Source organism: Streptomyces sp. NPDC028298, assembly GCF_055565895.1.
Genome location: NZ_JBVHTL010000005.1, coordinates 304,107 through 321,846, shown reverse-complemented (window position 1 = coordinate 321,846; position 17,740 = coordinate 304,107). Strand labels below are relative to the sequence as shown.

The following is a 17,740-nucleotide window of genomic DNA, read 5'->3' as shown; positions in this document are numbered from 1 at the left end:
TCGGGGTTGCTTCTTATTACTGGCGGGTAGCATCATCGTAGCTACTTGCTGGTACGTGACACAGTTGCGAGGAGTCAGTGCCTCGCCGATCTCTTACGGAGCCGTCGCCATGGGGCACTACAAGTCGAATCTCCGCGACATCGAGTTCAACCTCTTCGAGGTGCTCGGGCGCGACAAGCTGTACGGCACCGGCCCGTTCGCGGAGATGGACACGGACACCGCCAAGAGCATCCTCGCGGAGCTGACCCGCCTCTCGGAGAACGAGCTGGCCGAGTCCTTCGCGGACGCCGACCGCAACCCCCCGGTTTTCGACCCGGAGACCAACACCGCGCCGGTCCCGGCTTCCTTCAAGAAGTCGTACAAGGCGTTCATGGACTCCGAGTACTGGCGTCTCGGCGTGCCCGAGGAGATCGGCGGCTCCACCGCGCCCCGCTCCCTGATCTGGGCCTACGCGGAGCTGATCCTCGGCGCGAACCCGGCCGTGTGGATGTACTCCAGCGGCCCCGCGTTCGCGGGCATCCTCTTCGAGGAGGGCAACGACGTCCAGAAGCACATCGCGACGATGGCCGTCGAGAAGCGCTGGGGCTCCACCATGGTCCTCACCGAGCCCGACGCCGGCTCCGACGTGGGCGCGGGCCGCACCAAGGCGACCCAGCAGGCGGACGGCTCCTGGCACATCGAGGGCGTGAAGCGCTTCATCACCTCCGGTGAGCACGACATGGAGGAGAACATCCTCCACTACGTCCTCGCCCGCCCCGAGGGCCACGGCCCCGGCACCAAGGGCCTGTCCCTCTTCCTCGTCCCGAAGTACGAGTTCGACTTCGAGACCGGCGAGCTGGGCGAGCGCAACGGCGTGTACGCGACGAACGTCGAGCACAAGATGGGCCTCAAGGCCTCCAACACCTGCGAGATGACCTTCGGCGACCGCCACCCCGCCAAGGGCTGGCTGATCGGCGACAAGCACGACGGCATCCGCCAGATGTTCCGCATCATCGAGTTCGCCCGCATGATGGTCGGCACGAAGGCCATCTCCACGCTGTCGACCGGCTACCTGAACGCGCTGGAGTACGCCAAGGAGCGCGTCCAGGGCACCGACCTGGCCAACTTCATGGACAAGGCCGCGCCCAAGGTCACCATCACGCACCACCCGGACGTGCGCCGCTCGCTCATGACGCAGAAGGCGTACGCCGAGGGCATGCGCGCCCTGGTCCTGCACACCGCCGCGATCCAGGACGAGATCCAGGTCCTGGAGGCGGCCGGCGAGGACACCGCCGCCGCCGAGGCCCTGAACGACCTCCTCCTGCCGATCGTGAAGGGCTACGGCTCCGAGAAGGGCTACGAGCTGCTCGCCCAGTCGCTCCAGATCTTCGGCGGCTCCGGCTTCCTGCAGGAGTACCCGATCGAGCAGTACATCCGCGACGCCAAGATCGACACGCTGTACGAGGGCACCACCGCGATCCAGGGCCAGGACTACTTCTTCCGGAAGATCGTCCGCAACCAGGGCGCCGCGCTGAACTCCCTCGCCGAGGACATCAAGAAGTTCCTGGCCCTCGGCACCGGCGGCGAGGAGCTGTCCGCCGCCCGCGAGCAGCTCGCCAAGGCCGCCGTCGAGCTGGAGGCCATCGTCGGCCTGATGCTGACCGACCTCGCCGCCACCGAGCAGGACGTCAAGAACATCTACAAGGTGGGCCTCAACACCACCCGCCTCCTGATGGCCTCCGGTGACGTGGTCGTCGGCTACCTGCTGCTGCGCGGTGCCGCCGTCGCCGCGGAGAAGCTGGAGACCGCCTCCGCGAAGGACAAGCCCTTCTACACCGGCAAGATCGCGGCCGCGAAGTTCTTCGCCGCCAACGTGCTGCCGGGCGTCACCGGAGCGCGCAAGCTCGCCGAGGGCGTCGACCTGGACCTGATGGAGCTGGACGAAGCCGCCTTCTAGGGCGTGTCCGCAAAGTCGCGTCGTCCGCCCGAAGGGCGGGCCCGGCGGCGTCTGGTGCGTGCTCTCGGCGTGCCGGGCGCAGACCCTCGTACTGGACGTACTTGGGTCTTCGCCCGGTGCGGCGAGAGTACGTGCCAGGCGTCGCCGGGCAGGCGCGACTTTGCGGACACGACCTAGGCCCCGGCGGCCCCTGTACGGACGGACGGGCACCCGCCCGGCGCCTGTCCGGCCGTTCAGGTGTCCCAAGGTGTCCACCCTTCACATCCCCCTTACGAAGGCCCGTTCCCAACCCCGGGAGCGGGCCTTCGTGCGTCGTTAAGGTGAACCCATGAGTGCACCCACCCGGTTCGACCGCAGCCACACCGACGACCTCATGTCCTTCCTCGCGGCGAGCCCGACGCCGTACCACGCCGTGGCCACCGCCGCCGAGCGGCTGGAGAAGGCCGGGTTCCGTCAGGTCGCCGAGACCGACGCGTGGGAGGGGACCGCCGGCGGGAAGTACGTGCTGCGCGGAGGGGCGATCATCGCCTGGTACGTGCCGGAGGGCGCCGAGCCGCACACCCCGTTCCGGATCATCGGCGCGCACACCGACTCCCCGAACCTGCGGGTCAAGCCGCTGCCCGACACCGGGGCGCACGGCTGGCGGCAGGTCGCCGTGGAGATCTACGGCGGGCCCCTGCTGAACTCCTGGCTCGACCGGGACCTCGGCCTGGCCGGACGCCTGTCGCTGCGGGACGGCTCGACCCGCCTGGTCAACGTGGACCGGCCCCTGCTGCGCGTACCGCAGCTCGCCATCCACCTCGACCGCTCCGTCAGCAGCGAGGGACTCAAGCTCGACAAGCAGCGCCACCTCCAGCCCGTCTGGGGACTCGGCGACGCCCGCGAGGGCGACCTGATCTCCTTCCTGGAGGAGGAGTCGGGGCTGCCCGCGGGCCAGGTCACCGGCTGGGACCTCATGACCCACTCCGTCGAGCCCCCCGCCTACCTGGGCCGCGACAAGGAACTGCTCGCCGGGCCCCGCATGGACAACCTGCTGTCCGTGCACGCGGCCACGGCCGCGCTGGCCGCGGTCGCGACGGCCGGCTCCGCCCTGCCCTACATCCCGGTCCTCGCCGCCTTCGACCACGAGGAGAACGGCTCGCAGAGCGACACGGGCGCCGACGGACCGCTGCTCGGCGGAGTGCTGGAACGTTCTGTCTTCGCCCGCGGCGGTTCCTACGAGGACCGGGCGCGCGCCTTCGCCGGCACCGTCTGCCTGTCCTGCGACACCGGCCACGCGGTGCACCCCAACTACGCCGAGCGGCACGACCCGACGCACCACCCGCGCGCCGGCGGCGGCCCCATCCTCAAGGTCAACGTCAACAACCGCTACGCCACCGACGGTTCGGGCCGCTCCGTGTTCGCCGCCGCCTGCGAGAAGGCCGGCGTGCCGTTCCAGTCCTTCGTCTCCAACAACGCCATGCCCTGCGGCACCACCATCGGCCCCATCACGGCGGCACGGCACGGCATCCGGACGGTCGACATCGGCGTGGCGATCCTGTCCATGCACAGCGCCCGCGAACTCTGCGCCGCGGACGACCCGTTCCTGCTGACGAACGCGCTGGTGGCGTTCCTGGAGGGGTAGTTCTCCGGGCTGTCAGGACAACGGCACGCCGTCGCGAGCGACGGCGTGCCGTTTCGTGTGAGGGATCGCCTCCGCATGTACCGCGAGGTCCCGGGTACCCGGAACGGGTCCGGAACTACTCGGAGTTGCTATTCAAGGAGACGACACCCATGGGCCTGGGCGGATGCATCATCCTGATCGCCGCGGGGGCGATCCTCACGTTCGCGACCGACTGGCACATGCAGGGGGTCAACCTTCATCTGGTCGGCGTGATCCTCATGATCGTCGGACTGATCGGCGTGACGACCTTCAGCAGCATCGCGCGGCGCAGGCGCGTCGTCGTACCGCCGACCGCGACCGTCGTGGACGACGACCGGCGCCGCCGTGACGGGTACACGGACGGCTACGGCGTCTGATCCGGATCAGCCGTCCATGCCGGCAAGGACCAGGGGCAGCCGGTCCGTGCCGGTCTCCGTGAGGCGGAGCGGAACGCCCCAGTCCTGCTGATGGACATGGCAGGCCGGGTACTCGTTGGCCGGATCGTCGTCGCAGGACGCGGCCATCGCCGAGACGTGCAGCACGCCCTCGGGGACGGCCGGGTTCAGCTCGACGTCCCGGGAGAGATCGGTACCGGCGCCCTCGCCCGCGAGCAGCAGCTCGGGCGGGGTGGCGGACACCAGGAGCCGGGTGGACGGGCCGTAGCGGGTGTCCAGCTTCTGTCCGGCCGGCGCCTGGAAGATCACGTCCAGCCGGACGGCTCCGGGGGTGACGTCGGTGGCCGCGCGCTGTGTGCGGTGGGCGACCGACTCCACCCGTACCGCCTCCTCCGGCAGCCGCAGCCGGGTCAGCCGGTGCCGGGCCGACTCCACCACCACGATGTCGTCCCCGACGAGCACGGCGTCGCTGGGCTCCCGCAGGTCCGTGGCCAGCGTGGTCACCTCACCCGTCGCCGGGTCGTACCGGCGCAGCGCGTGGTTGTACGTGTCGCTGACCGCGACCGAACCGTCCGGCAGCGCGGTGACCCCCAGCGGGTGCTGGAGCAGGGCCTGTGCGGCGGCACCGTCGCGGTGCCCGAAGTCGAAGAGCCCCGTGCCGACGGCGGTGTGCACACTCCCGTCCGGGTCCACCCAGCGCAGCGCCGAGGTCTCGGAGTCGGCGAGCCAGAGCCGGTCCTCGGTGGCGGCGAGCCCCGACGGCTGCGCGAACCAGGCCTCGGGACCCGGTCCGTCGACCAGCCCCTCGTTCGTCGTGCCCGCGGTGACCCCGACGGTCCCCGTCCCCGGGTCGTACGCCCAGAGCTGGTGCACACCCGCCATGGCGATCCAGACCTTGCCGCCGAACAGGGCCACGTCCCACGGCGAGGACAGATCGATCTCGCGCGCCGGTCCCGACGTCGGCGAGCCCTGCCACCACTGGCGACCGGTGCCCGCGAGCGTGGTGACCGCGCCGGTCGCGAGATCGACCCGGCGCAGCGCGTGGTTCACGGTGTCGGCGACGACGACCGCGCCCTCGTCCAGCAGCGCGAGCCCCTGCGGCTCGCTGAACCCCGCCTCCTCGGCGCCGCCGTCCACGAGGCCCCGGACACCCGATCCGATGCGCCGGACGACCGTCTCGCCGTCCTCCTCCAGCTCCACGAGCTGATGCCGGGTCGTGTCGCTGACCAGCAGATTGCCGTTCGGCAGGGCGAGCGCCTTGCCGGGGAAGCGCAGAGCGGTCGGCGCGGGCTCGGGCGCCACGTACGGCCCGTCGCCACGGCGCAGGGTCCCCTTCGCCGTGTGCTCGGCCTCCAGCTCCTCCACCAGCCGCTCGATGGCGTGGGCGTGCCCCTCACCGGCGTGCTGCGCGACGACGTATCCCTCGGGGTCGATCACCACGAGCGTCGGCCAGGCCCGTACGGCGTACTGCTTCCAGGTCACGAGCTCCGGGTCGTCGAGCACCGGGTGCTCCACCCCGTAGCGCTCCACCGCGTCGACGACCGCCTGGTGCTCGGCCTCGTGCGCGAACTTAGGCGAGTGCACCCCGACGATCACCACGGTGTCCCGGTGCTTCTCCTCCAACTCCCGCAACTCGTCCAGGACGTGCAGGCAGTTGATGCAGCAGAAGGTCCAGAAGTCGAGGATCAGGACGCGGCCCCGGAAGTCGGCGAGCGCCAGGTCCTTCCCTCCGGTGTTGAGCCACCCGCCCTTTCCGACGAGCTCGGGAGCGCGGACACGGACACGGCGCGGGGCGGGAGACGCGTTCATGTGATCAAGGGTGCCACCCGGGCGTGACGCTCCGGAAATCCCGGACCGGCGCGGCCGGCGGTCAGTCCAGCGCGTGCCCCGTCGTCGCGTCCACGTGGGCGGGGATCTCGTCGTGGCGGTCGCCGACCGTGAGGGTGCCGGTCGGTTCGAAGAGGAGGATCGACGCGCCGGCGGGGGCGTACGGCTTGTGCTCGGTGCCGCGCGGGACGGTGCAGACGGACCCCTTGGGCAGGACGACGGTCCGCTCACCGGCCGGCTCCCTGAGCGTGATGCTCAGTTCGCCCTCCAGGACCAGGAAGAACTCGTCGGTGTGGTCGTGCACGTGCCAGACGTGCTCGCCCTCGACCTTGGCGACGCGGACGTCGTAGTCGTTGACGGTGGTGACGATGCGGGGGCTCCACAGCTCGTCGAAGGAGGCGAGGGCGGAGGAGAGGGAGACGGGTTCGCCGCGTCGGGCGGATGCGCTGGTCATGGATTCATCGTCCGCGCCTGCCGGGGGACCGGCGAGTGCTAGAAATCGCTCATGCCGCAAGGATCCTCGCACCGTGCCGTCCGCCCGGCCCCCTCGGACGGGCGGGGACCGGCGTCTCGGCCCCACCGCGTCGCCGTCATCGTCGACGAGGGCACGAACCCCTTCGAAGTGGGCGTCGCAACCGAGCTGTTCGGGCTCCCCCGGCCCGAACTGGGGCGCCCCGAACCGCTCTACGAGCTGACCCTGTGCACGCCGACGCCCGGCGTCCGGATGAACCACGGGTTCTTCACGCTCGGCGGAGTGCCCGGCCTCGACGCGGCGGACGACGCCGACACCCTCGTGGTCCCGGGCCGTCCCGACAACGTCGTCCCGCGCCGGGCCGTCGTCCTGGACGCCATCCGGCGCGGCCACGCACGCGGCGCCCGGGTGGTGAGCTTCTGCACCGGATCCTTCGCGCTCGCCGAGGCGGGACTGCTCGACGGGCGCCGCGCCACCACGCACTGGCACTGGACGGACGTCTTCCGGGAACTGCACCCGGACGTGCTGCTGGACCCGGACGTGCTGTTCGTGGACGAGGGGGACGTGCTGACGGCGGCGGGCAGCGCGGCCGCGCTCGACCTCGGGCTGCACCTGGTGCGCCGGGACCACGGCGCGGAGATCGCCGACGCCGTGTCGCGCCGGCTGGTGTTCGCCGCACACCGCGACGGGGGCCAGCGCCAGTTCGTACGACAGCCGCTGCCCGACGTGCCCGACGTGTCGCTCGCACCCCTGCTGGCCTGGGCGCAGGAACGGATCGGGGAGCCGGTGACGGTCGGGGACCTCGCCGCGCACGCCGCGGTCAGCCCGGCGACCCTGCACCGCCGCTTCCGCGCCCAGCTCGGCACGACACCGCTGGCCTGGCTGACGGCGCAGCGCGTCGCCCTCGCCTGCCGGCTCATCGAACGCGGCGAGGTCCGGCTCGACGTGGTGGCGGACCGCAGCGGGCTCGGGACGGCGGCGAACCTGCGCGAGCGGGTGCGCCGGGCGACCGGACTCAGCCCGTCGGCCTACCGGCGGCGTTTCGGAACGCCCACCGGGGAACCGGTGACGGCATGAGATACCTCGTACGCGACCGGCTGCTCGGTTTCGGTGACGACTACTGGATCGAGGACGACCACGGCAACAAGGTCTTCCTCGTCGACGGCAAGGCCATGCGGCTGCGGGACACCTTCCAGCTCAAGGACACCCGCGGACGGGTCCTGATCGACATCCACCAGAAGATGCTCGCGCTGCGCGACACGATGATCATCGAGCGGGACGGCGATCCGCTCGCGACCATCAAACGCAAGCGGCTGTCCCTGCTCCGCAATCACTATCGCGTGTCGCTGGTCGACGGCACCGAACTCGACGTCAGCGGCAAGATCCTCGACCGCGAGTTCGCCGTGGACTACGACGACGAACTCCTCGCGCAGATCTCCCGGCGCTGGCTGCACCTGCGGGACACGTACGGCGTCGACGTCGTACGGGAGGACGCCGATCCGGCGCTGCTGATCGCGGTCGCGGTGTGCGTGATCCACCTGGCCGAGAAGGAACGGGGGGACGACTGAGGACACGGCCGGCCGACGGCGGCACGGACGTCCACCGGTCTACGGCGGCACGGGCGTCCTCCGGTCCACGGCGGGGCGGGCGCCGGCCGGTCCCGCCGTGTGGCGGGCGCCGGCCGGTCCGTGGCGGGGCGCGGGTCAGCGGGTGTCGGCGGGTCGGCGGGTGTCAGCGGGTCGGGGTGTCCAGGCCTAGCAGGCGGTCCTTGAGGGCCGGGAACTGCTCGCGGGTCTCCGCGACCTTCGCCGGGTCGAACTCCACGGTGAGGATCTCCTCGCCCGGACCCGCCTCGGCGAGGACCTCGCCCCACGGGTCGACCACGATCGAGTGACCGGCCTGGGGAACTCCCGCGTGCGTACCGGCCGTTCCGCAGGCGAGGACGTACGCCTGGTTCTCGACGGCGCGGGCCTGGGCGAGCAGGGTCCAGTGGGAGCGGCGCCGCTCGGGCCAGCCGGCCGGGAGGACGAAGGTCTGCGCCCCGGCGTCGACGAGTCCGCGGAAGAGTTCGGGGAACCGCAGGTCGTAGCAGGTGGCGACGCCGATGACGGTCTCCGGCAGCCGCACGGTCACCAGCTCCGTGCCCGCGCCCATCAGCACGGCCTCGCCCTTGTCGAAGCCGAAGCGGTGGATCTTGCGGTAGGCGGCGACGCGTTCGCCGGCGGGGGAGTAGACGAGCGAGGTGTTGTAGAGGGGGGCCTCGGTGCCGGGGCCGGTCCCGGAGGCGGCGCGCTCGGGGATCGAGCCGGCGTGCAGCCACACGCCCGCGTCGCTCGCGGCCTTGCTCATCGCATCGTGGGTCGGCCCGTCCAGCGGCTCGGCCTGCGCCCCGAACGCCTCGTAGGCGAAGGCGCCGGTGGTCCACAGCTCGGGGAGCACGACGAGATCGACTCCGGCTTGATCGCGTACCAGGTCGGCCACGCGGTGTCTGCGGTCCGCGACCGATTCGTCGTCGTTTACGTCGATCTGGAGGAGCGAGGCGCGCACACTACCACCGTCCTGGCATTCGAGCCGTCCATACGGGCCTACGATCGTCACACGAAAGCACTGCCGGGGTGCCTCACAGCAGCGTAACTTAGCGTCCCAAGACACCCGCTGCCTGTGAAATGCCCGCGTCCAACCGCCCGAGGGGTCCCGTTCCGTGAGTCTGCATCCGAGTCTTCAGTCCTACGCCGACGCCTGGGCCCACTCGATCGAAGCGATATCCGAGCTGGTGCAGCCGCTTGTGGAGGGCGAGTGGAACCGGCGGACTCCGTGCCCCGGCTGGTCGGTCCGCGACATCGTCTCGCACGTCATCGGGCTGGACTGCGAGATGCTCGGCGACCCGCGGCCGATCCACACGCTTCCCCGCGACCTCTACCACGTGACGAACGAACACCAGCGGTACATGGAGATGCAGGTCGACGTGCGCCGTCACCACACGGCGCCGGAGATGACCTCCGAGCTCGAGTACACGATCATCCGCCGCAACCGGCAGCTCCGGAACGAGTCGCGGCAGCCCGACGCGAAGGTGCGCGGCCCGCTCGGCACCGAGGTCACCCTGGAACACGCCATGCGCAACCGCGCGTTCGACGTGTGGGTGCACGAGCAGGACCTGCGGTACACGCTGGGCCGGCCGGGCAACCTCGACTCCCCCGGCTCACTGATCGTGCGGGACCAGCTCCTGGCCGCGCTGCCGAAGATCGTCGCCAAGGACGCGGGGGCGCCGGCGAACTCCGCGGTCGTCTTCGACGTGCACGGCCCCGTCGAGTTCCTCCGCACCGTCCGCGTGGACGCCGACGGCCGCGGCTCGATAGACGGTTCGCCCTCCCTCGGTCCCGCCGTCAGTCTCGCCCTGGACTGGGAGACCTTCGTCCGGCTGGCCTGTGGCCGCGTCAGCCCCGAGGCCGTGTCCGACCGCATCAAGGCCGAGGGCGACCCGGAACTGACCACGGCGATCCTGCGCAGCCTGGCCGTCACGCCGTAGTGCCGTCACGGCGTGGCCCGTGGGGGTCACGCCGGTACGTGCACCGTCTCCACCCGGCTGGCCACGAGACGCTCCCGCTCCCGGCGGGCCGCCTCCTTGCGCAGCCGGAAGATCTGGCTGAGCCCGAGCGCCTGGAGCACGAACACGCTGGAGAAGGCGATCCGGTAGTCGTCGCCGGTGGCGTCGAGCAGGACACCGATGGCCAGCAGCGTCGTCATCGAGGCGACGAAACCGCCCATGTTGGTGATCCCGGACGCGGTCCCCTGACGCTCCGGCGGGTTGGCCGGGCGCGCGAAGTCGAAGCCGAGCATCGAGGCCGGCCCGCAGAACCCGAGCACCACGCACAGCACGACCAGCAGCCACATCGGCGCGACGCCCGGGTACACCAGCACCGCCGCCCACACGACGGCCGTCGCCGCGACCGTGCCCAGGGCCAGCGGCAGCCGCGCGGTGTGGTGCCGGGCGACGATCTGCCCGTACACCAGCCCGGCGCCCATGTTGGCCAGCACCACGAGTGTCAGCAGCTCACCGGCCGTGGCGCGGGTGAGGCCCTGTGCCTGGACGAGGAACGGCATCCCCCACAGCAGCAGGAACACCATCGCCGGGAACTGGGTGGTGAAGTGCACCCACAGACCCAGCCGGGTGCCGGGCTCCCGCCAGGACGCGAGGATCTGGCGGCGGACGTAGGCGGCGCCCCGGTGCGGGAACGGCTCGGGCCGGTGGCCTTCGGGGTGGTCCCGCAGGAACAGCAGCAGCAGGACGAGGACGACCACACCGGCGGCCGCGCTGCCGGCGAACGCCGCCGTCCAGCCGACGCCGTGCAGCAGCCGCGCGATCACGAGCGTCGAGACGAGGTTGCCCGCCATGCCGACCAGGCCCGCGAGCTGCGCGACGAGCGGTCCGCGCCGGGCGGGGAACCACCGGGTGCCCAGCCGCAGCACGCTGATGAACGTCATCGCGTCGCCGCAGCCCAGCAGGGCGCGCGAGGCGAGCGCCATGCCGTACGACGAGGAGAACGCGAAGCCCAGTTGTCCCGCCGTGAACAGCAGGACGCCGATGGTCAGCACCTTCTTGGTGCCGAGCCGGTCGACGAGGAGCCCGACCGGTATCTGCATGCCCGCGTACACGAGGAGCTGGAGGATGGAGAAGGTGGACAGGGCGGAGGCGCCCACGTGGAAGCGGTTCGCCGCGTCGAGTCCGGCCACCCCCAGGGACGTACGGAAGATGACGGCGACGAAGTAGACCGAGACGCCGATGCCCCAGACGGCGATCGCGCGCCGGCCGCCGGGCGGGTCGCCGGGCAGGGTGGCCGGGGAGCTCATCGGACCTCGCCCCGCGCCAGGTTGGAGAACCAGCTCACGTGCCCGTGGATGAGGCCGACGACCGCGTCGGCGTCACCGGCGCGCAGCGCCTGGAGAATCTGTTCGTGCTCGATCAGCGTCTTGGTGATCCGGTCGGGGTGGGCGTGCATGACGGCGACTCCCATCCGGAGCTGCCGGTCGCGGAGCTGATCGTAGAGCCGGGAGAGGATCTCGTTGCCGCCGCTGCGGACGATCTCGGCGTGGAAACAGCGGTCGGTGACGGCGGCTCCGGCCAGGTCCCCGGCGGCGGCCTGCTCCTTCTGCCGGTCGAGCAGTTCCTCAAGACGGGCCAGGAGCTGCGGCGACGCCGGTACGGCCTTGCGCGCGGCGTGCTCCTCGACGAGCTGGCGGGTCTCGACCACGTCGGCGATCTCCTGGGCGGAGACCGGCAGGACGAGCGCGCCCTTCTTCGGGTAGAGCCTGATCAGCCCTTCGGCCTCCAGGCGGAGGAGCGCCTCACGGACCGGGGTGCGCGACACGCCCACCGCGTCGGCGAGTTCGCCCTCGGTGAGCAGGGCCCCGCCCTCGTAGCGGCGCTCCAGGACCCCGTCCTTGACGTGGGCGTAGACACGGTCGGCTGCCGGGGGCTGCTTCACGGGGGGCCGCGTCGGCGCGGGAGGGGCTGAAGGCATGCGCACATCATAGATACAACACGTACGCATGCCCGGGGGCATTTCAGCATGCGGACCCCAACAGCCGCCGCCTGTAACCCAGGTCACATGAATTTCATGCGTTTGCCGCACATCCCTTTGGGCGACCCGGGAGTCTGAACGTGGGACGGCACTCCCATGTGCTGTTCTCCCAGGGGCATTTCGCGCATACGGAGCGTTCATTTTGATTACCGGCATTAAGGGCACGCGTTTCCGCAGGGCCGCCGCTGTGACCCTCACGACCGGCGCCGTGCTGGCAGCCGGAGCCTTCGGCGCCGCGCCCGCGGGCGCGGTCGCCACCCCCTCGATCGTCGCCAAGGGCGGCTATCTGATGAACAACGGGACCGCCGCGACCGTCTACAAGAAGGCTGCGGACACCCGGCTTTCCACGGGTTCCACCACGAAGATCATGACGGCCAAGGTGGTCCTGGCCCAGGCGAACCTGAACCTGGACGCCAAGGTCACGATCCAGAAGGCCTACAGCGACTACGTGGTCGCCAACAACGCCTCGCAGGCTCACCTGATCGTCGGTGACAAGGTCACCGTCCGTCAGCTCCTCTACGGTCTGATGCTGCCGTCCGGCTGCGACGCCGCCTACGCGCTCGCCGACAAGTTCGGCTCGGGCACCACCCGCGCCGCGCGCGTGAAGTCGTTCATCGGCAAGATGAACGCCGCCGCGACCAGCCTGCACCTGACGAACACGCACTTCGACTCGTTCGACGGCATCGGCAACGGCAACAACTACTCGACGCCGCGCGACCTGACGAAGATCGCCAGCAGCGCCATGAAGAGCACCACGTTCAAGACGATCGTGAAGACCAAGTCGTACACGGCGAAGACCGTGACGAGCAGTGGCACCACGCGCACCATGGCGGCGTGGACCAACACGAACGGGCTGCTCAGCAGCTACAGCGGCACCATCGGCGTGAAGACCGGCTCCGGCCCCGAGGCGAAGTACTGCCTCGTCTTCGCCGCCACCCGCAACGGCAAGACGCTGATCGGGACGGTGCTCGCCTCGACGTCCATCCCGAACCGTGAGGCGGACGCCAAGAAGCTCCTGAACTACGGCTTCGCGAGCTGACACACGCGAAAGGGGCCTGCCGCGCGGTGCGCGCCAGGCCCCTTTTTCGTCGGCGTCCGGGCTCGGACCCCGGCCGGTCGGGCTACGCCCAGGTGATCAGCCGCTTGGGCTGCTCCAGGACGGCCGCCGTGTCGGCGAGGACCTTGGAGCCGAGCTCTCCGTCGACCAGGCGGTGGTCGAAGGACAGCGCCAGCGTGGTGACCTGACGGGGCTTGACCTTGCCCTTGTGGACCCAGGGCTGCGGCTTGATCGCGCCCACCGCGAGGATCGCGGACTCGCCGGGGTTGAGGATCGGCGTGCCCGTGTCGACGCCGAAGACGCCGACGTTGGTGATCGTCACCGTGCCGCCCTGCATCGCGGCCGGCGAGGTCTTGCCCTCACGGGCCGTGGCCACCAGTTCGCCCAGCGACTCCGCGAGCTGCGGAAGCGTCTTGCCGTGGGCGTCCTTGATGTTCGGCACGATCAGACCGCGCGGGGTGGCCGCGGCGATGCCCAGATTCACGTAGTGCTTCCGGACGATCTCCTGGTTGGCCTCGTCCCAGGACGCGTTGACGTCCGGGTTGCGCTTGATCGCGACCAGCAGGGCCTTGGCCACGAGCAGCAGCGGATTGACCCGCAGCCCCTGCATGTCCTTGTCCTGCTTGAGCTCCTCGACCAGCCGCATCGTGCGCGTCACGTCGACCGTCACGAACTCGGTGACGTGCGGCGCGGTGAACGCCGAGCCGACCATCGCGTTGGCCGTGGCCTTGCGGACACCCTTGACCGGGATCCGGGTCTCGCGCGCGCCGTCATAGGACGCGGCCGGGGCCGGGACCTGCGGCTGGACGCGGGCCGGGGCCTGCGGGACCTCGGCGGGGGCCGGGGCCGCCACCGGGGCGGGCGCCTGCGCCGGAGCGGCCGCCGCGTGCACGTCCTCACGCGTGATGACGCCGTCCGGGCCCGTCGGGGTGACCGTCGTCAGGTCGACACCCAGGTCCTTGGCGAGCTTGCGGACCGGGGGCTTGGCGAGCGGCCGCTGCCCGCCGGGCGCGGTGCCGTGGCCGTGGCCGTTGAGCTCGCCCTGGATCGCGGTGGCCGCGTAGAGCGTCTCGGTCTGCTGGACGGGGGCCTCGGCACCCTTGCGGGGGCGCCGCTTGGTGGAGGACTCCGCCACGCCGTACCCCACGAGGACCGGCTTGCGGCCCTCGGGCTTGGCCTCCTCGGCGGGGGCCTCCGCGGGGACGGCGGGAGCGGCGGGGGCCTGCTCGGCGGCCGGGGCCGCCGGAGCGGGCGCCGCGCCACCGGACACGTCCACCGCGATGATCACCTGGCCGACGTCCACCGTCGTGCCCTCGGGGAAGCGGAGCTCGCTCACCACACCGTCGTACGGGATCGGCAGTTCGACCGCGGCCTTGGCGGTCTCGACCTCGCAGACGACCTGCCCGTCGGTGACCTTGTCACCCGGCTGGACGTACCACTTGAGGATCTCCGCCTCGGTGAGTCCCTCGCCCACATCGGGCATCTTGAACTCGCGGAGTCCCGACGCGTTCTCAGTCATCGTCGTCACGACTCTCTCCTAGTACGCCAGCGAGCGGTCGACGGCGTCGAGCACCCGGTCCAGGCCCGGAAGGTACTCCTCCTCCAGGCGGGCCGGCGGGTACGGGGCGTGGTAGCCGCCGACCCGCAGAACGGGCGCCTCCAGGTGGTAGAAGCACCGCTCCGTGATGCGGGCCGCGATCTCCGCGCCCGTGCCCAGGAACACCGGCGCCTCGTGCACGACGACCAGGCGGCGGGTCTTCTCGACCGAGGCCTGGATCGAGTCGAAGTCGATCGGGGACATCGAGCGCAGGTCCAGGACCTCGATCGACTTGCCCTCCTCCTGGGCGGCCGCGGCGGCCTCCAGGCAGACCTTCACCATCGGGCCGTACGCGACCAGGGTGAGGTCGCCGCCCTCGCGCGCCACCCGCGCCTTGTGCAGCGGACCGGGGATGGCGTCCTTGTTGACCTCGGCCTTGTCCCAGTAGCGCCGCTTGGGCTCGAAGAAGATCACCGGGTCGTCGCTCTGGATGGCCTGCTGCATCATCCAGTAGGCGTCTCCCGCGTTCGAGGGAGAGACCACCTTCAGGCCCGCCACGTGCGCGAACAGCGCCTCCGGGGACTCCGAGTGGTGCTCGACCGCGCCGATGCCGCCGCCGTACGGGATGCGGATGACGACGGGGAGCTTGATCTTGCCGAGGGCCCGCGCGTGCATCTTCGCGAGCTGCGTGACGATCTGGTCGTACGCCGGGAAGACGAATCCGTCGAACTGGATCTCCACGACCGGGCGGTAGCCGCGCAGGGCCAGGCCGATCGCGGTGCCGACGATGCCCGACTCGGCGAGCGGGGTGTCGATGACCCGCTCCTCGCCGAAGTCCTTCTGGAGACCGTCGGTGACCCGGAAGACACCGCCGAGCTTGCCGACGTCCTCGCCCATGATGAGGACCTTGGGGTCGGCTTCGAGAGCCGTGCGCAGCGATTCGTTGATCGCCTTGGCCAGCGCCATCTTTTCCGTCGTCATGGCTACTTGCCCTCCCCGGCGTCCGCGAACGACGCCTGGTAGGCGGCGAACTGGGCGCGCTCCTCGTCGACGAGCGCGTGCCCGTCCGCGTACACGTTCTCGAAGATGGCGAAGTGGTCCGGGTCAGGCATGGCCCGCACGACATCGCGCACCCGCTTGCCCAACGTCTCGCTCTCGGCCTCGAGTTCCGCGAAGAATCCCTCGTCCGCGTGGTTCGCGGACTCCAGGTAGGCGCGCAGGCGCAGGATCGGGTCCTTGGCCTCCCACGCCTCGCGCTCCTCGTCGGCCCGGTACTTGGTCGGGTCGTCGGAGGTGGTGTGCGCGCCCATGCGGTAGGTGAAGGCCTCCACCAGGGTGGGGCCCTCGCCGCTGCGGGCCCGCTCCAGCGCCCACTTGGTGACCGCGAGGCAGGCCAGGACGTCGTTGCCGTCGACGCGGACGCCGGGGAAGCCGAAGCCCTGGGCGCGCTGGTAGAGCGGCACGCGCATCTGGCGCTCGGTGGGCTCGGAGATCGCCCACTGGTTGTTCTGGCAGAAGAACACGACCGGCGCGTTGTAGACGGCGCCGAAGTTGAAGGCCTCCATGACGTCGCCCTGGCTGGAGGCGCCGTCACCGAAGTACGCGATCACGGCCGAGTCCGCGCCGTCCTTGGCGATGCCCATGGCGTAGCCGGTGGCGTGCAGCGTCTGCGAGCCGATGACGATCGTGTACAGGTGGAAGTTGTTGCCGTTCGGGTCCCAGCCGCCGTTGTTCACACCCCGGAACATGCCCAGCAGGTTGGTCGGGTCGACCCCGCGGCACCAGGCGACGCCGTGCTCGCGGTAGGTCGGGAAGACGTAGTCGTCGTCGCGGGTGGCGCGGCCGGAGCCGATCTGGGCGGCCTCCTGGCCGAGCATCGAGGCCCACAGGCCCAGCTCGCCCTGGCGCTGCAGGGAGGTGGCCTCCGCGTCGAAGCGGCGGCTCAGGACCATGTCGCGGTAGAGGCCGCGCAGCTCCTCGGGGGTGATGTCGGCGACGTACGGGTCGTACGTGGCGTCCTTGACCCGCTTGCCTTCCGGGGTCAGCAGCTGAACGAGCTCGGGCTCGCCGCCCGTCGCCCCGGGCGACTTCTTGGCGGCCGCGCCGGCGCTCCTGCTCGCGGCGCTCTTGGTACCGGTCGTACTGGCGCTCGCGGCGCTCTTCGTACCGGCGCTGCGTCGCGGCTTGCGCGCGGCAGTGCTCTCCACGGTCACGTGTGCTCCTCCGTCGGTCCGGCCCCCGGGGTTGCCGGAAGGCTGGGGTCCCCCTCGCTCGCGGTTCGAGCTCGGGAGAGCGGCTCGCCTGTTCCGGCACCCGTGCACGGGGTGGGTGCCACTCGGCCGGGAACAGGCGTGACAGGTGCCCCGGCGAGCGCCCTGCAACTGCCACGTTACCCAGTGCTTCACATTTCTGTGAAACCCCTCCTGACCTGCGATTTTGATAGGAAATCCAAGTACTTGGAAACGTGGATTTCCTACTAGATCGAGCAGATCGGAACAGTTGCTGGTCACAGCACTGGTCACAGCCTTGCAGGGGGCCGGAACCCTGGCACGTTATCCCGGCCACCCCGGCCTCGGGAAGACTTCACCTGGCGCAATGCCGAGGGCCGTGTGTGAGACTGACAGGGTGCGTGAAATCGGGAAAATCACGGTATTCCTCCTCGATGACCACGAAGTGGTCCGCCGTGGCGTCCACGAACTCATCTCGGTCGAGGACGACCTCGAGGTGGTGGGGGAAGCGGGTACGGCGGCCGACGCACTGGTACGGATCCCGGCCACCCGTCCGGACGTGGCGGTCCTGGACGTGCGTCTCCCGGACGGCAGCGGCGTGGAGGTCTGCCGCGAGATCCGCTCCGCGGACGAGCACATCAAATGCCTGATGCTGACCTCGTACGCCGACGACGAGGCCCTGTTCGACGCGATCATGGCGGGGGCCTCGGGCTATGTCCTCAAGGCGATCCGCGGCCACGAGCTGCTCACGGCCGTACGGGACGTCGCGGCCGGAAAGTCCCTGCTGGACCCGGTGGCCACCGCGCGCGTCCTGGAGAGGCTGCGGGACGGCGGCACCAAGGACGACAGCCGGCTCTCCCGTCTCACCGACCAGGAACGCAGAATCCTCGACCTGATCGGCGAAGGGCTGACCAATCGCCAGATCGGGGAGCGCCTGCACCTCGCCGAGAAAACGATCAAGAATTACGTGTCGAGCCTGCTGTCCAAACTGGGAATGCAGCGCAGGTCGCAGGCGGCCGCCTATGTGGCCCGCAAACAGGCGGAACAGCGGCATCCTTGAATGATCA

Annotated in this window: 16 protein-coding genes; 8 read left to right on the top strand and 8 right to left on the bottom strand. The window is 70.6% G+C overall.

Annotated features, from left to right (window positions below):
* The first annotated feature begins 109 nt into the window (after positions 1-109).
* From ACZ4TO_RS24130 to ACZ4TO_RS24120, 3 genes are all read left to right on the top strand, one after another.
* Positions 110-1,936 (top strand): acyl-CoA dehydrogenase, encoded by a 1,827-nt coding sequence (locus ACZ4TO_RS24130; protein ID WP_382783501.1) that lies wholly within the window; start codon positions 110-112, stop codon positions 1,934-1,936.
* 328 nt (positions 1,937-2,264) lie between these two features.
* On the top strand, positions 2,265-3,560 hold the full coding sequence (locus ACZ4TO_RS24125) for a M18 family aminopeptidase (RefSeq protein WP_382783498.1): 1,296 nt from the start codon (positions 2,265-2,267) through the stop codon (positions 3,558-3,560).
* A gap of 149 nt (positions 3,561-3,709) precedes the next feature.
* Entirely contained in the window at positions 3,710-3,955 is a 246-nt protein-coding gene (locus ACZ4TO_RS24120) for a DUF6458 family protein (RefSeq protein ID WP_355765090.1), read from the top strand.
* Positions 3,956-3,961: 6 nt separating this feature from the next.
* On the opposite strand, the gene ACZ4TO_RS24115 is transcribed toward ACZ4TO_RS24120, so the two are convergent.
* Positions 3,962-5,782 (bottom strand): NHL domain-containing thioredoxin family protein, encoded by a 1,821-nt coding sequence (locus tag ACZ4TO_RS24115; RefSeq protein WP_468025172.1) that lies wholly within the window; start codon positions 5,780-5,782, stop codon positions 3,962-3,964.
* 61 nt (positions 5,783-5,843) lie between these two features.
* Complete coding sequence (locus ACZ4TO_RS24110) at positions 5,844-6,254, bottom strand: cupin domain-containing protein (protein ID WP_468025171.1); 411 nt, start codon at positions 6,252-6,254, stop codon at positions 5,844-5,846.
* Positions 6,255-6,305: 51 nt separating this feature from the next.
* Between ACZ4TO_RS24110 and ACZ4TO_RS24105 the strand changes: the two genes are divergently transcribed.
* On the top strand, positions 6,306-7,349 hold the full coding sequence (locus tag ACZ4TO_RS24105; protein WP_468025170.1) for a GlxA family transcriptional regulator: 1,044 nt from the start codon (positions 6,306-6,308) through the stop codon (positions 7,347-7,349).
* Positions 7,346-7,840: an LURP-one-related/scramblase family protein gene (locus ACZ4TO_RS24100; RefSeq protein ID WP_382783485.1), complete on the top strand. Its 495-nt coding sequence runs from the start codon at positions 7,346-7,348 to the stop codon at positions 7,838-7,840. Before ACZ4TO_RS24105 ends, ACZ4TO_RS24100 begins: the two co-directional genes overlap by 4 nt.
* Before the next feature lie 163 nt (positions 7,841-8,003).
* Here the strand turns inward: ACZ4TO_RS24100 and ACZ4TO_RS24095 are convergent, their stop codons facing one another.
* Complete coding sequence (locus ACZ4TO_RS24095) at positions 8,004-8,819, bottom strand: carbon-nitrogen family hydrolase (protein WP_382783483.1); 816 nt, start codon at positions 8,817-8,819, stop codon at positions 8,004-8,006.
* 154 nt (positions 8,820-8,973) lie between these two features.
* Between ACZ4TO_RS24095 and ACZ4TO_RS24090 the strand changes: the two genes are divergently transcribed.
* Positions 8,974-9,798, top strand: a complete 825-nt coding sequence (locus ACZ4TO_RS24090) for a maleylpyruvate isomerase family mycothiol-dependent enzyme (RefSeq protein WP_382783480.1) — start codon at positions 8,974-8,976, stop codon at positions 9,796-9,798.
* A gap of 26 nt (positions 9,799-9,824) precedes the next feature.
* Here the strand turns inward: ACZ4TO_RS24090 and ACZ4TO_RS24085 are convergent, their stop codons facing one another.
* Both ACZ4TO_RS24085 and ACZ4TO_RS24080 read right to left on the bottom strand, forming a co-directional pair.
* Positions 9,825-11,120 carry an MFS transporter gene (locus ACZ4TO_RS24085; RefSeq protein ID WP_468025169.1) on the bottom strand — a complete coding sequence of 432 codons (1,296 nt, stop codon included), beginning with the start codon at positions 11,118-11,120 and terminating at the stop codon, positions 9,825-9,827.
* Positions 11,117-11,791 carry a GntR family transcriptional regulator gene (locus tag ACZ4TO_RS24080; protein ID WP_382783475.1) on the bottom strand — a complete coding sequence of 225 codons (675 nt, stop codon included), beginning with the start codon at positions 11,789-11,791 and terminating at the stop codon, positions 11,117-11,119. The genes ACZ4TO_RS24085 and ACZ4TO_RS24080 overlap by 4 nt, the downstream gene beginning before the upstream one ends.
* A gap of 202 nt (positions 11,792-11,993) precedes the next feature.
* Between ACZ4TO_RS24080 and ACZ4TO_RS24075 the strand changes: the two genes are divergently transcribed.
* Positions 11,994-12,890, top strand: a complete 897-nt coding sequence (locus ACZ4TO_RS24075) for a D-alanyl-D-alanine carboxypeptidase family protein (protein ID WP_467846266.1) — start codon at positions 11,994-11,996, stop codon at positions 12,888-12,890.
* Positions 12,891-12,972: 82 nt separating this feature from the next.
* Here the strand turns inward: ACZ4TO_RS24075 and ACZ4TO_RS24070 are convergent, their stop codons facing one another.
* The 3 genes from ACZ4TO_RS24070 to pdhA are packed head-to-tail and all read right to left on the bottom strand — an operon-like array spanning position 12,973 to position 16,658.
* Positions 12,973-14,436 carry a dihydrolipoamide acetyltransferase family protein gene (locus ACZ4TO_RS24070; protein ID WP_468025168.1) on the bottom strand — a complete coding sequence of 488 codons (1,464 nt, stop codon included), beginning with the start codon at positions 14,434-14,436 and terminating at the stop codon, positions 12,973-12,975.
* Positions 14,437-14,445: 9 nt separating this feature from the next.
* Positions 14,446-15,426 carry an alpha-ketoacid dehydrogenase subunit beta gene (locus ACZ4TO_RS24065; protein WP_382783466.1) on the bottom strand — a complete coding sequence of 327 codons (981 nt, stop codon included), beginning with the start codon at positions 15,424-15,426 and terminating at the stop codon, positions 14,446-14,448.
* A gap of 2 nt (positions 15,427-15,428) precedes the next feature.
* Positions 15,429-16,658, bottom strand: coding sequence for a pyruvate dehydrogenase (acetyl-transferring) E1 component subunit alpha (pdhA, locus tag ACZ4TO_RS24060; RefSeq protein WP_382783463.1), 1,230 nt, complete (start codon positions 16,656-16,658; stop codon positions 15,429-15,431).
* 412 nt (positions 16,659-17,070) lie between these two features.
* Here pdhA and ACZ4TO_RS24055 point away from each other — a divergent pair, with 412 nt between their 5' ends.
* A complete protein-coding gene (locus tag ACZ4TO_RS24055) occupies positions 17,071-17,733 on the top strand; it encodes a response regulator (protein WP_468025167.1) in 663 nt (220 codons plus the stop codon).
* Positions 17,734-17,740: the final 7 nt, after the last annotated feature.